The sequence below is a fragment of the Amycolatopsis albidoflavus genome, assembly GCF_039525725.1.
GTDB lineage: Bacteria > Actinomycetota > Actinomycetes > Mycobacteriales > Pseudonocardiaceae > Amycolatopsis > Amycolatopsis albidoflava.
Genome location: NZ_BAAAHV010000017.1, coordinates 412,032 through 424,657 on the forward strand (window position 1 = coordinate 412,032; position 12,626 = coordinate 424,657).

The window sequence follows — 12,626 nt, forward strand, 5'->3', positions numbered from 1 at the left end:
GAGGAACAGTCATGGACACATACGACATCGCCGTCGTGGGCTGCGGTCCGGTCGGCTTGACCCTCGCGCGATTGCTCAGCGCGAAAGGACTCCGGGTCGCCGCGATCGATCCGAACCGGATCGTCTGCCACCATCCGCGAGCGACCCATCTCGACGACGAATCGATGCGCACCCTGCAAACGCTCGGCGCGGCCGATCTGGAGCAACGATTCCTGCGGCAGGCCGGATGGACGCTGCAACTGCCGGACGGAACGCCCTTCCTCCAATTCGCCCACGCACGAGACGAATCCGGACAAGGCTGGCGTACGGATTACCAGTTCCACCAACCTGATTTCGAATCCCGGCTGCGCGGTTTGCTCGCGAGCGACCCGAACGTCGACCTGTGGTTCGGCTGGTCCGTCACCGAGATCGCCCAGGACGCCGACGCGGTGTACCTCACGGTGACCGACCGGAACCAGGTCAAGACGGTGAAAGCGGCCTACGCCGTCGGATCGGACGGAGCCAATTCGTTCGTCCGGCACTTGATGGGTTCCGAAGTCGAAGATCTGGAGGGGACGCAACGCTCGCTCATCGTCGACATCCATCCGTTCGAGCATCCTCCGGCACTGCCCGTGGACTCCGGATTCATTCTGTGCCAAGGAAAGCGGCCGATTACCTACGTGCCGATCTTTCCCCCGATGCTGCGGTTCGAATTCATGCTCCTCGACGGAGACGACGCCGCCGCGCTCGAACGCCCGCAGGCGGTGTACGACGCGCTCAGCCGTTGGATCGAACCGGGCAGCTATCGCATCATGCGAGCCGACACGTACGAATGGCACGCGCGGCTCGTGCACGGCTGGCGTTCGGGAAGGCTGTTCCTCGCCGGCGACGCCGCGCACGAGATGCCGCCGATGCTCGGGCAGGGCATGTGTTCCGGGCTCCGCGACGCGGCGAACCTCGCCTGGAAGCTCGCCGCAGTCGTCCGAGGTGTCGGCTCCGACAGCCTGCTCGACACCTACGAAAGCGAGCGCGCCCCGCACGTTCGCCCCTATATCGCCGAATCCGCCCGGCAGGCCAACCTGATCGAGTCCTTCGGCATCGGCGACACCCATCCGGAGCTGGGAGAACCCCAGACTCTCGAACCGCTCAGGCCGCCGCTCGGCCCTGGGCTGAGCGGGGAGCCCGGTCGGCTCTGCCCGCAGCCCCGAGCCGCCGACGGTACCCGGCTCGACGACGTCACCGGATACAACTTCGTCGTCGTGGGCAAGCAGGCCGTGTCGGCGGAGATCGCGGAGTTGTGGCGACGGCTTGACGTCGCGGTGGTCGTTGACGCTGGTCCGGCGGTCGAGGCGCGGTTGGCCGCGAATTCGGCCACTGCGGCCATCATCCGCCCGGACCGGTACGCCTTCGCGCTCGCCGCCGACACGGCGGAACTGGAGACGGCAACTAAGGAACTCGCGCGGCAAATGGCGGTGCGCGCATGAAGCCGTACGGAACCGGAATGATCTGGGGCGAGGGACCGCGCTGGCACCAAGGCGCGCTGTGGCTGTCGGACACCCAAGGCAGTCAACTGTGGACGGACCACGGCGGAAGCTGGAGTGCCACGAAGCTGGGCTCGCCGTCCAACGGGCTGTGGTTCTTGCCCGACGGCAGGCTCGTCGCGGCGATGATGCACGAGAAGCGCATCGGCGTCTGGGATGGCGCGCAGTTTGCCACCTACGCGGACCTCAGCGCGGTGGCCACCGGTCCGCTCGGCGATCTTGTCGGTGACGAGCAGGGCAATCTCTACGTTGACGACGTCGGTGAACCATCGCGGCTAGGCCGTCTGGTCCGGGTCGCCATCGACGGCTCGGCCACCGTTGCCGCCGAGAACCTCGACTTCCCCAACGGCCTCGCCTTCCTCGACGGCGGACGCACCCTGATCGTCGCCGAAACCGCTGCGCAACGGCTGACCGCCTTCACCGTCAGCGCGGACGGCGCACTGACCGATCGGCGGCTTTACGCCGACCTTGCCGAATTGGTCGATCCCGACGCTCGTCCGGACGGAATCTGGCCGGGGCCGGAAGGAATCTGGGTCGCGACCACCACCGGGCACGCGGTCGTGCTGGTCCGGGACAACACAGTGCGCGAGACGATCAAAACCGGCGCGGCATTCCCGATCGCGTGCTGCACCGACGGCGCGAACCGGCTGTTCGTCACCCTCGCCGACACCGGCGGACGGCCGCTGTTCGAAGCCCTCGCGGCCAAAGCAGTGCAGACTACGGCCGCGGAATGGGACATTGAATGAGCGGCTGGGTCCCGGTGGAGGAAGCACAGATCACCGATTTCGCCCGGTACGCCTCGGCCCGCACCAACCGCGACCTGACCGGCGCATACCGGACGCTGTGGGAATGGTCGGTGCGGGATCTCGACGGTTTCTGGTCCGCGGTGTGGGACTACTTTGGACTCCCGGCGCGTCCGGAGGGGCAACCGGCGCTGGCGACCGAGGCGATGCCGGGCAGCGTCTGGTTTCCGGGGAGCTCGCTGAACTATGCGGCCGAGGTGTTCCGGGGCCGCGACGAGGCCGGCACTGCCGTGCTCGCGGTGACCGAGGACGGCGCTCCGGTTGAGCTGAGCTGGGGTGAATTGCGTCGGCAAGTCGGGTCGGTCGCGGCTGCGCTGGCCGAACTGGGCGTGTCCTCCGGCGACCGGGTCGTGGGGTATCTGCCTAATTCGGCGGAGGCGATCGTGGCGTTTCTGGCCACCGCGAGCCTCGGGGCGGTCTGGGCTGCCTGCGGGTTGGACTACGTCGGATCGGCCGCGGAGGCGCGCTTCGCCCAGCTCTCGCCGACTGTGTTGATCACCGCGACCCGGTCGCGACACGGCGGCCGGGTGGTCGAGCGCGCTGCTGATGTGGCAGCTCTGCGAGCCGGACTGTCCACTTTGGTCGCTACCGTGGTGATCGACGACCCGGAATCGTTACCCGGAGCGATTCCCTGGTCCTCGATCATTGGCGACGATGCCGCACTGGCACCCGTGCCGGTTCCCTTCGAGCATCCACTGTGGATCTTGTTCTCTTCGGGGACCACTGGCCGTCCTAAAGGAATAGTGCATGGACACGGCGGTGTTGTCGTTGAGCAGTTGAAGCATTCCGCGTTCCACCAAGATCTGCGTGCTGGTGATCGAATCCTCTGGTACACCACGCCCAGTTGGATGCTGTGGAACTCGCTTGTCGGCGCTCTGCTGGTCGGAGCGACCGCGGTTTGTTACGACGGCAGTCCCGCGTTCGGCCGCCCGGATGCGTTGTGGGAGTTGGCCGCCCGCTTGCGGGTCACGACGTTGGGAACCAGCCCCGGCTACCTGGCGTCCTGCCGCAAGGCCGGTGTCCGGCTTGACGAGCACGACCTCAGTGCGCTGGTTCGGTTAGGCGTCACCGGATCGACATTCCCGGCCGACCTGCACCGCTGGATCGAGCACGAACTCGGGTCGCGGGTCCAGGTCGTTTCGAGCAGCGGCGGGACGGACGTCGTCACGGCCTTCGCGAGCGCAGCGCCCACCACTCCGGTCTGGGCGGGTGAGCTGTCGGCTCCCTGCCTTGGTGTCGCGCTCGATTCCCTGGGGTACAGCGGGGAATCTGTACGCGAGACAGTCGGCGAGCTGGTGGTGAGACGCCCGATGCCGTCCATGCCAGTCCGTTTCTGGAATGACCCCGACGGTGTCCGTTACCGAGCCGCGTATTTCGGCACCTTCCCGGGCGTGTGGCGGCACGGCGATTGGACGACCATCACCGACCGCGGCTCGGTCATCATCCACGGTCGTTCAGATGCGACGCTGAACCGGCATGGCGTACGGATGGGCAGTAGCGATATCTACGGTCCGGTGGAGGAACTCCCGGAGATCGCGGAGGCTCTTGTCATCGGCGTTGAACAGGGCGACGGCGGGTACTGGATGCCATTGTTCGTCACCTTGATCGATGGGGTGAGCCTCGACGAAGCGCTTCGGAAGCGGATCGCCGCCGCAATTCGCCAAGGTGCTTCAGCACGGCATGTTCCCGACGAAATCATTGCGGCACCGGGGATTCCGCATACTCGCACCGGGAAGAAGCTGGAAGTCCCCGTGAAACGGTTGCTGCGAGGGGAGGATCCGGAGGTCGATCCAGGCAGCGTCGACCAGCCTGATCTTCTTGACTGGTACCGGCAGATCGGACCGCCTATGCGGGAAGATTAAACGGCACCGGCGAGTGGTGCTCCCAGATTTTCCGCGAAGCCTCTTCCGGATACGGAACTGTCTTCGACTCGACGTCCAGCACGCGGGTCAGTCGTTCATCGGGACGATAGGCAGCCCATCCAGGATCGCCATTGGTCGCAAAGCCAATCCAGGCCTGTCGAAGCTCCTCAGACACCCGAAGCGTTGCGGCATCAGGTTTCTCGCCGAACACCTGACGGCCGGTTGGACTGTCCAAGGTTCCGAATGCGAGAGGTACGTCGAGGCTGTGACACGCGCCCAGACCAGGCGCGGACAAGCACAGCTCGAAGAGATACGACCTGCCGCCCGCCAACGCGTTCGCTTCAGCGAGTTGCTGGCTCGGCATCCGGAAGAGCGCGTCCGAATAGACGATCTCCATCAGCTCCTCCGGGCTGGCTCCCGCGTAGGCGGCGCGATAGCCATTTGGTTCGGGAGCAAGGAGATCGAGGGCCAGCTGGGCGTCCTCGGCGGTGAATGTGCCGACCCGCCCGGCCATGACGGAGAACAGCCGGAACTCGTCGCGGGTGTGGCCGACGAGCAGCTCGACCCCGCTCTCGAGAGCGGACCAGGGTGTCTTCGGAAGGGAAGCGTCCAGCACAGGGCAAACCCCGGCCCCGACCTGAGCCATCGGACCCCAGCGATCGCGCTGGCCGGACAGGCTGGCGTTGAACGCGGTGAGCCTGTCGGCCAACTGCCACGGGTCGACGTTCCGGAGGTCTTCCCCGTTCGCGAGCGCCGCGGTGACCTTTTTCGCGAGCGAGGGAAGAGTGAAAATTCCGGGCACGGAATGGGTAATGGCACGCCGGAACAGGCCCTGCGCCATCACGAGCAACGCCGCGATCGATCCGGCGCCCGCTGATTGACCGGCGACGCACACTCGGGCGGAGTCGCCGCCGAAACGGGAGATATTGCGCCGGACCCAGTCCAGGGCGGCGATCTGGTCCAGGAACCCCCGGTTGGCCGGCGCGCCGTCGATGAGGGCGAATCCCTCGACGCCGACCCGGTAGTTGACGCTCACCACGACCAACCCCGCCCCGCACAACAAGGTCGGGTCGTAAGTCGGGTCGCTGCTCACCGAGATGACGTATCCGCCGCCCGGCAGCCACACCAGCACCGGCAGCCCCGCCGCGCCCGGATCCGGCGTCGAGACATTGAGCGTCAGCCAGTCGGTCTCGTGCGCTGACTCCATCCGGACCGGCCCGGATTGCGGAGGCAGCGGACCGAACTCGGTCGCCTGCCGCGTGCCGTCCCAGCGCGAAACCGGGACAGGCGCGGCGAAACGGAGATCGCCCACCGGCGGCCGGGCGTACGGGATTCCGCGGAACTCCGCCATACCCGCCCGCCAGCGGCCCGCCACGGCCCCCTCGACCGTCCGGACCACTGGCTGCGTCTTGTCACCCATTCTCATCCCCCTCAGGTTTCAAGTCAAGTGTATTATGTCAGCTGTATTGGAATGAGGGAAAGGGCCGACGTGCCGAAGAAGGTCGACCACCGCGAGCGACGGGAAGCGATCGCGCGCGCGTTGTGGCGGGTGGTGGCGCAGCAGGGCTGGAACCGGGCGACCATGCGCGAGGTCGCGCACGAGGCAGAGGCGTCTCTCGGCCAGGTGCAGCACTACTTTTCGACGCGGACCGCGATGCTCGCGTTCGCGATGGAGTTCGCCGCGGAGCAGGCCTCGCGCCGAGTCGCCGAGAGCCTCGCCGGCGCCACGCACCCTCGAGACGTACTGCGGGTGACGCTCACCGAGATGCTGCCGCTGCATCCCGACGCCCGCGCCACTAGCCGGATGAACGCCGCGTACGTCCTCGAAGCACTGCACGATCCGGAGTTGCACACGAAGCTGCGCGACGACCTGCGCGAGAAGCGAGCCCTCGTCGAACACCTGATCCGGCAAGCCATCGCCGACGGACACATCGCCGCCGATCGCGACCCGGCTGTCGAGACGAACCTCGTCCTGGCTTTGACCGGACTGACTCCGCTGCTTGAGCTGGACGTGATCGAATCCCGCGCCGCGCTGATGGCTGTCGACCAGTATCTGGACCGGCTTTTCGCCTAGCCGCCCTCGGTCAAACACTGCTGCACGAGCGGCCCGAACCGGCTGACCAGCTCGTCAGCCGACGCCGACGCGATCGGCTCGATCCGCACGACATACCTCGCCACGGCAAGGCCGAGGAGCTGGACATTGACCATACCGGCCCGGAACGCGGCGTCCGGGGTGTCGAGCAGGTCCGCCAGCCGCCCGGTGACTTCGCGGTCGACGTACTCGCGAATCAGGGCATCGGCTTGGTCGTCGGCACGGGTGAGCATCGCGAGTGGCGTGCGGCCCGAAGCGTCGAGGTTCTCCACGAGCGTCCGGACGATGCGCTCCCCCAAGCCGTCGAGCCCGCCGGCGAAGACTGCCTCGATGGCGGGCGGGGCTTGAGCGGACATCTCGATCGCCGCGGCGAAGAGACCCTGCTTGTTGCCGAAAAAGTAGAACACCATCCCGGGGTCGACCCCAGCTTCGCCCGCGACCGCGCGCACGGTGGTGCCGCCGTAGCCGTGGTGCCGGAACAGCGCGCGTGCCGCGTCCAGGATGCGCTGTTTGCTCTCCGCCCCAGTTCGCCAGCGTCCTGGGCGAGCACCTTGTTCTGTCATGACGCCGGTGAGTCTAGCCGAGCTTTCTTCATCGTTGGTGGAGTTTCCTGCCGACCCGCGCTAGCCTGAACTTCATCAGCGGTGAAGAAACAGGGGGTTGCGATGAAAGTGCTCGTGATCGGCGCAGGCCTGGGCGGGTTGACGCTCGCCCAGGGCCTGCGCCGAGAGGGAATCGACGTCGCCGTCTACGAGCGGGACGACGCGGCGGGGCGGCCGCAAGGGGTCAGCCTGCACATCGACGATCGAGGCGGTGCGGCCTTGCGCGGATGCCTGCCTCCACCGCATGCCGCGATGATCGACGCCACGATGGGCGGCCTGCGCGAACAGACCCTTTCACTGTCCGAAGTGGACGGTGCGCTCGCCGTTGTCGACACTCAGCCCTCCGACGCGCGACCAGGACGGCAAGCGCATCGCCCTTTGCTGCGGGCGGTATTGCTGACCGGGTTGGAGGACGCGGTCCGCTTCGGTGCGGAGTTCACGAGGTTCGAGCGACAAGCTGACGGCACGGTCCGCGCGTGGTTTGCCAACGGCAGAACGGATACCGCGGACGTCCTGGTCGGCGCAGATGGGGTCGGTTCCGCGGTGCGCCGTCAATACCTGCCCCACGCACGAGTAGTCGACACGGGACGGCGCATGACCATGGGCGCGACCGCACTGTCGGCGATACCCAGATTGCCTGACCAGATCGGCAACAACCCCGCCGTCGCCCGGTGCACGGCGCGACAATGGTGCTGGCCGCCCTGCGATTCGCCTCGCCACCTGTCGACGCACGGGAACGGTTGCTGCCCGCCTTACGCGATAGTGCGGTCGCCTCGATCGAGGACTATCTGATGTGGGCTTTGCCCGACCCGGACCAAGATCTTCCCGCCGCCTTGCGACAGGTCGTCGACGAGGCGTGGCCGGAGATGACGTCCACGCTGCGCATCGGGATGATCCCGCCGATCCCCGCCTGGCCCGCCAGCCCGGTGACCGTCCTCGGAGATGCCATCCACCTGGCCCCGGGTTTCGGCGGCAACCTCGCCATGCAGGACGCACACCGCCTCTGCTCGGCGCTGGTCGAGGCGAACCGCGGGCAGCGCGATCTTCTCGACGCGATCGGTTCGCACGAAGCGACGATGCGCGACTCGGTACAGGCCAAGGCGAGCGCATGAGGCTCGCGCTGCTGACGGAGAAGTCGCTGTCCCTGTTCACCGCGGTGGGTGGCTGGCGCACAGTTGCCGAAGGAGTCGCGTCGCGGGTGGTGTTCCTGGTCGCCTACCTGGTGACCGATCAGGTGCCGACCGCCGCACTGATCGCGGTCGGCGGGGTGGTGGTGTTCTCCGGGGTTCGCACGTTCACCGACCTGAAGTATTGGCAGTCGGCGATCGGCCTGGTGATCGTCGGGGCGTCGGCGTTGCTGGCCGGAAGCACCGGGCGGGCGGTGGACTTCTACCTGCCAGCGGTGCTCATGCAGGCGGCCGGAGGAGCGGTATTCCTGCTGTCAATCCTGGTGCGACTGCCGGTGATCGGGGTGGTGCTGGTGCTCGGCCGAGGCGAACGGCTTGGCTGGCGACGGGATCCCTTGCGACGGCGGCGTTATCAGCTGTGTACGGGGATTTTCTTGGCGAAGTACGTTCTCGCTACGGCGGTTTTGGTGCCGCTGTATCTGGGTGGGTTGGTGACTCCGCTGGGGATCGCCGCGACGGTGCTGGGCGGGGCGCCTGCGGTGGGGGTGTGCGGGTATTTGTGTTGGCGGTTTCTGCAGGCCCAGGGTGAATTGGCTGGCTGAACCGCTTGGACCGACAGCGAGTGCCGGTCGGTATGCGTTGCCCTTGCACAACTGCTGCCGGCGTCTGCTCAGCCGCCATCGAAGAGGTCGTGCTGGTGGTCAGCCTTCGGTGTCTTCGTAGCCGACTTGGGAACCGGCAGAACCCCAGACAACATGAGGTCCTCGATCGTGACCAAAGGTCCGGCGACGATCTTCGCCAACAGTTTGTCTTGTGCGGGTTCCAGGGCTATGCATCGTCCGAGAACGTTTAGCAGGTCAAGCAACTCGGTAGTCATGGCAGCCGTCCACGTGGTTGCGACGATGTCGTTGAGCGGCGACGAATGGGTGCCGTCGGGACTCTTTTTCCGGTAGTCGAACCAGTGCTTGACAACCGGCATCCCGGAAACCTCGAACGCCATGGCCTCGGGCGGAACTGGTGAAATAATGCCTTCGCCGACATGGAGAGCGCGACCCGACTCGTCGTAGCGGATCTTGTCCGGCATTCGTTCCGGCGTGTCTGGTATTCCCACTCGCACAGTCGGTCGCTCGGCTCGCGCCTTCAGCCGCGGTACGGCTGCGGGACGGCCCGCGGCCGGGGAGACGCAATGCTCCCCGTAGGTATGGAGCCATAGAACTTCTTGGCCCAAGTCCACCGCCAGACGCCAGGAACTCCGGCTTCTCGTGAGAGGAATCCGCACGCCAGGCTGTTTCAGGTCCTGCGCGAAACGACGAGCAAAACCCTGATGAGCCGTGACGGCAGCCAAGTACGCCACAAGATCCTCGGCACTGACCGGGCACTTCAACTGACGGGACAGGAAATCGAGTAAGCCCGGGCTGACATTGGCGGAGTTCGCCGAAGAATTCCTGTACAACGGAAACACACGACCTCCACGACCCGAGTGGTAGTGCATGTCCGGGATCAGCGACGAAAAGACCAGCGCGGGGCCGCCCACGATGGGATGTGCGTGCTGTTCGACGACGAAGACCTGCTGGCCTGAGTACGTGTGCCACAGCGGCGGTCTCGGCGTGTCATGCAGTCGCGCATCGGGGACCACCCACTTGCGATCGAAGGATCTGTGCGCCACCCGGCGCAGCGCGGGACATGGTCCCGTCTCGCCGCTGAGAGTGCCGGAGTGCTCAGCCATTCCCGGGATCTGAGCTTTCTCCGAGCCCACCCGGGTGTCACGGGTTTCCTTCAACAGTCCGGGCTTCTCTGAGCGCGACGCCTTGACCAACGTTGCCCATCGCTTGTGGAGGGTTTCAGGCTCGGGTGCGTAAACCCACGTTCGATTCGGCTTCACGCCTGGTATCGCCCAGGGCATGAGATCGGTGACAGAGGGCATGGACGCCCATTCCTTGGAACCGCCAAGGTCGAACGGTGCATCCCAGCCGTTTACGCACTGCCGCCATCGTGCGTCGTCGATCGTCAAACTCGTCAGCGCTTCGACTTTGTCGCTCACTGTCCCCTCGACGGATGCGCGGTGCACCCGCGCGGGTGCGTCCGGATCGGGGCCTCCTCGCCGGATGAACACCGCGAGGCAAACGGGCTGCTGGTTGGCTCGGAAGAACCTGGTGTTCATCGGAGGCTGATGTCCTTCGGGGGTGAGGTCGATGATCCATCCCTCGTCAGCTGTTCGGCGAAGATACTCACGCATACCGGCAAATCCCGACCCGGCAAGAAATCCCGCGGAGCAGACGAAAGCAACGATGCCCGACGGGTGCCCGGGGTGGGCATCGAATGCTTTCCACGTAGCCCATCGCCAGAAGTAGACATACTTGTTTGACAGCACGTATTCGCGACGCCCATTGCCGATCTTGCGAAATGCTTTCAGCCCCGGGGCTTCCTTGCCCGCGGCCGACTTCTCGACCCAAGGGGCTGTGCCGCCGGCCTTGTCGGCATACGGCGGGTTGCCAAGCACCACCATGACTGGTTCTTCGCGCTTGACCTGGTTAGCTCCGCGCCGAGACCGCTCGATCGCCTCGTACATCTTCCCCAAGGGCAACGTCTGCGCGTCGGGATCGTCCAGGGTGTCCGCGAGAAACCGGCGCTCGCTGTGCGGCACCTCGGAGCGGTGCCGCTTCTTCAACAAGCTGTGCAGCCGTAGCTCGGCGACCGCGTAAGGGGCGGCCTGATTCTCAAAACCAATCAACCGCCCCGCTAGCTCCCGAAGATGCGGCGCGACCGCACCGGGACCTTCTTCCGCGGCAACGGTTGCGGCGACCGTGTTGACGACCTCGGCTAGGAAGCTGCCAGTTCCCATCGCCGGGTCGACGACAATCACGTCCCGCTCGGCGAACCCCAGCCGACGACCGAGCTTCTTCTGGAGTACTTCATCCACGAAGCGAGCAATAAAAGACACCAGCTCGGCCGGGGTGTAGTAAACCCCGCTCTTGCGGCGCAGCGCCGGGTCGTAGGTGTCGAGGAAGTTCTCATAGAGCATCGCATAGGAGTCGTCGGGGAACGCCGCCCAATCAACGACACCAAGCACTCTGAGCATTGTCGTGAGCGCGATGCTCAACTCCTCCTCGGGCTGGTCGGTGAGTACCGTGAGCGCCCGGCCCATCAGCGAGTGCTTCTTGCCCAGCAACCTGGCGATCTCACCGATCGAGCGACCTTGGAAACTCACGCCCTCGACCCTCGCCAACAGCAGCGCGAACGTGACGGTCTGCGCGTACTGATCCGCGAACTGCGCGTCGGTCAGGTTCGGAAAGAGAACCTGTCGCCAGTCCATCGCCAACGCGCTGAACGTCTGTTGGCGGGCACGGCCTGCCTGTTCCAGGTCTAGCTCGGCGGCGACATCATCACGCAACAACCGGCAGAGATTCGACGCCAGGCGCACGAGATCATCCAGTGAACGTGGTTGCTCTGGTTCCCAAAGCAAGAAGTCCGTCATGACCCGAGCGAAAGCACTACCTTGCGCATGCAGCTTGTCGCCCGCATGACCGAGCCCTGGCACCAAGCGAGCAACCTCGCCTTGCAGTTTTCCAAACTTATAGCGCGCGAATTGCTCGCCGTCGCTGTAGAGAACGTTAGGCAACAGCCGAAACTTCTCCCACTGCTCCCTATCGTGCACGGAAGGGTGCGGCCAGGTACCAGGAACACCGTGCCCAGGCTTCTTCAACTCAACGTAACCGACGCGCGAACCCGCCACGTCGACGGCGTAGTCGGGACGGAGCGCCAAATCTGGCAGTCTGGTTTCACCAATCGTGGTGACCGGAAGCCCGACGCTTGTCGCGATACCCGCAAGCATCTTCTCAAATGGCCCGCGCAAGTGGTCTTCTCGGGAACCGTGACCAGTAAGAAGCTTTCTGGTCACGGCACGGCCGAAGTCGGAAATAACCAACTCAAGACCTAGCGCGCCATTCGCAGCCGCAACTCGCCGACCTCGATGCATGTCCGTCTCCCCGTGCCCGACACACCTATTCCATCCAAGAAACCTCGTTGCGACCGATGTGTCAGCAGCTCAATGGGTACGATCAGGAACGCTTAAAATCGCGCAACGTCACAGCTATTTTCACTTTCTCCACACTCGCAACACAAGTAAGATCGCGATGCGCAATAACACCGCCGTTCGAGTGAACGAGCCCAGGTCGCAGCAAATAGCAGCGGCGGTCCCGCACACTAAACGACTTCGACGCGTCGTGAAGTTCGAGCTATTCGGTGATAACGATTCTGCGCTCATGCGAGCGCGCCCCTGGCGTAACAGCCCCGGTGCTCGCGAGCGATCTCTACCAAGCAAGCTTTACGCGAGGCCGCAGAGCCTTGACCAGGAGGGAACTGCCGATGAGCGCGCTCACCAATCATGGCAGCAGAACGCAAGTAAATTCCTCGGGCCCTCTGGCCCTCGGGCCCTCTGGCCGCCGGGAAGCCTCGGACCGCTGCAGGGCACCGGGTTGAAGTCAAAGCCATACTCTCGGGGTCGGCTGGTCGACAACTCCGCTTCCGTCACCGCCGCACAGGGTGATCGTACTGTTCGAGATCCCTTGGACCGAGACGAACAAGCGATTTCGAGCCACGGTTCAGTTGATCGATCCCGAT

General features: G+C 65.3%; 10 protein-coding genes. 7 read left to right on the top strand and 3 right to left on the bottom strand.

The features are described 5' to 3' along the window. Positions 1-11 precede the first annotated feature (11 nt). From ABD156_RS29475 to ABD156_RS29485, 3 genes are read left to right on the top strand one after another with little or no spacing between them, the layout of a single operon-like run. Complete coding sequence (locus tag ABD156_RS29475) at positions 12-1,463, top strand: bifunctional 3-(3-hydroxy-phenyl)propionate/3-hydroxycinnamic acid hydroxylase (protein WP_344280878.1); 1,452 nt, start codon at positions 12-14, stop codon at positions 1,461-1,463. Next, positions 1,460-2,266, top strand: a complete 807-nt coding sequence (locus ABD156_RS29480; protein WP_344280881.1) for an SMP-30/gluconolactonase/LRE family protein — start codon at positions 1,460-1,462, stop codon at positions 2,264-2,266. Before ABD156_RS29475 ends, ABD156_RS29480 begins: the two co-directional genes overlap by 4 nt. Further along, the gene (locus ABD156_RS29485; RefSeq protein WP_344280884.1) at positions 2,263-4,185 is read left to right on the top strand and encodes an acetoacetate--CoA ligase; all 1,923 of its coding nucleotides are present in this window, start codon (positions 2,263-2,265) and stop codon (positions 4,183-4,185) included. The genes ABD156_RS29480 and ABD156_RS29485 overlap by 4 nt, the downstream gene beginning before the upstream one ends. Here ABD156_RS29485 and ABD156_RS29490 read toward each other — a convergent pair. Next, positions 4,169-5,605, bottom strand: a complete 1,437-nt coding sequence (locus ABD156_RS29490; protein WP_344280887.1) for a carboxylesterase/lipase family protein — start codon at positions 5,603-5,605, stop codon at positions 4,169-4,171. The genes ABD156_RS29485 and ABD156_RS29490 overlap by 17 nt on opposite strands. Positions 5,606-5,656: 51 nt before the next feature. Here ABD156_RS29490 and ABD156_RS29495 point away from each other — a divergent pair, with 51 nt between their 5' ends. Next, the gene (locus tag ABD156_RS29495; protein WP_344280890.1) at positions 5,657-6,259 is read left to right on the top strand and encodes a TetR/AcrR family transcriptional regulator; all 603 of its coding nucleotides are present in this window, start codon (positions 5,657-5,659) and stop codon (positions 6,257-6,259) included. Here ABD156_RS29495 and ABD156_RS29500 read toward each other — a convergent pair. Next, positions 6,256-6,840, bottom strand: a complete 585-nt coding sequence (locus tag ABD156_RS29500) for a TetR/AcrR family transcriptional regulator (protein ID WP_344280893.1) — start codon at positions 6,838-6,840, stop codon at positions 6,256-6,258. The two genes, ABD156_RS29495 and ABD156_RS29500, sit on opposite strands and share 4 nt — an antisense overlap. A gap of 102 nt (positions 6,841-6,942) precedes the next feature. Here ABD156_RS29500 and ABD156_RS29505 point away from each other — a divergent pair, with 102 nt between their 5' ends. The 3 genes from ABD156_RS29505 to ABD156_RS29515 are packed head-to-tail and all read left to right on the top strand — an operon-like array spanning position 6,943 to position 8,608. Then, on the top strand, positions 6,943-7,671 hold the full coding sequence (locus tag ABD156_RS29505) for an FAD-dependent oxidoreductase (RefSeq protein WP_344280896.1): 729 nt from the start codon (positions 6,943-6,945) through the stop codon (positions 7,669-7,671). Then, positions 7,671-7,991, top strand: coding sequence for an FAD-dependent oxidoreductase (locus ABD156_RS29510; protein ID WP_344280898.1), 321 nt, complete (start codon positions 7,671-7,673; stop codon positions 7,989-7,991). Before ABD156_RS29505 ends, ABD156_RS29510 begins: the two co-directional genes overlap by 1 nt. Beyond that, a complete protein-coding gene (locus tag ABD156_RS29515) occupies positions 7,988-8,608 on the top strand; it encodes a DUF3159 domain-containing protein (protein ID WP_344280901.1) in 621 nt (206 codons plus the stop codon). The genes ABD156_RS29510 and ABD156_RS29515 overlap by 4 nt, the downstream gene beginning before the upstream one ends. Positions 8,609-8,676: 68 nt before the next feature. Here the strand turns inward: ABD156_RS29515 and ABD156_RS29520 are convergent, their stop codons facing one another. Continuing rightward, the gene (locus ABD156_RS29520; RefSeq protein WP_344280904.1) at positions 8,677-11,931 is read right to left on the bottom strand and encodes a type ISP restriction/modification enzyme; all 3,255 of its coding nucleotides are present in this window, start codon (positions 11,929-11,931) and stop codon (positions 8,677-8,679) included. Between the last annotated feature and the right edge of the window lie 695 nt (positions 11,932-12,626).

Bases quoted from the DNA above. Each gene is read 5' to 3' on its own strand.
- ABD156_RS29475 (WP_344280878.1), top strand. From the start codon at position 12: ATGGACACATACGACATCGCCGTCGTGGGCTGCGGTCCGGTCGGCTTG.
- ABD156_RS29480 (WP_344280881.1), top strand. From the start codon at position 1,460: ATGAAGCCGTACGGAACCGGAATGATCTGGGGCGAGGGACCGCGCTGG.
- ABD156_RS29485 (WP_344280884.1), top strand. From the start codon at position 2,263: ATGAGCGGCTGGGTCCCGGTGGAGGAAGCACAGATCACCGATTTCGCC.
- ABD156_RS29490 (WP_344280887.1), bottom strand. From the start codon at position 5,605: ATGGGTGACAAGACGCAGCCAGTGGTCCGGACGGTCGAGGGGGCCGTG.
- ABD156_RS29495 (WP_344280890.1), top strand. From the start codon at position 5,657: ATGAGGGAAAGGGCCGACGTGCCGAAGAAGGTCGACCACCGCGAGCGA.
- ABD156_RS29500 (WP_344280893.1), bottom strand. From the start codon at position 6,840: ATGACAGAACAAGGTGCTCGCCCAGGACGCTGGCGAACTGGGGCGGAG.
- ABD156_RS29505 (WP_344280896.1), top strand. From the start codon at position 6,943: ATGAAAGTGCTCGTGATCGGCGCAGGCCTGGGCGGGTTGACGCTCGCC.
- ABD156_RS29510 (WP_344280898.1), top strand. From the start codon at position 7,671: ATGTGGGCTTTGCCCGACCCGGACCAAGATCTTCCCGCCGCCTTGCGA.
- ABD156_RS29515 (WP_344280901.1), top strand. From the start codon at position 7,988: ATGAGGCTCGCGCTGCTGACGGAGAAGTCGCTGTCCCTGTTCACCGCG.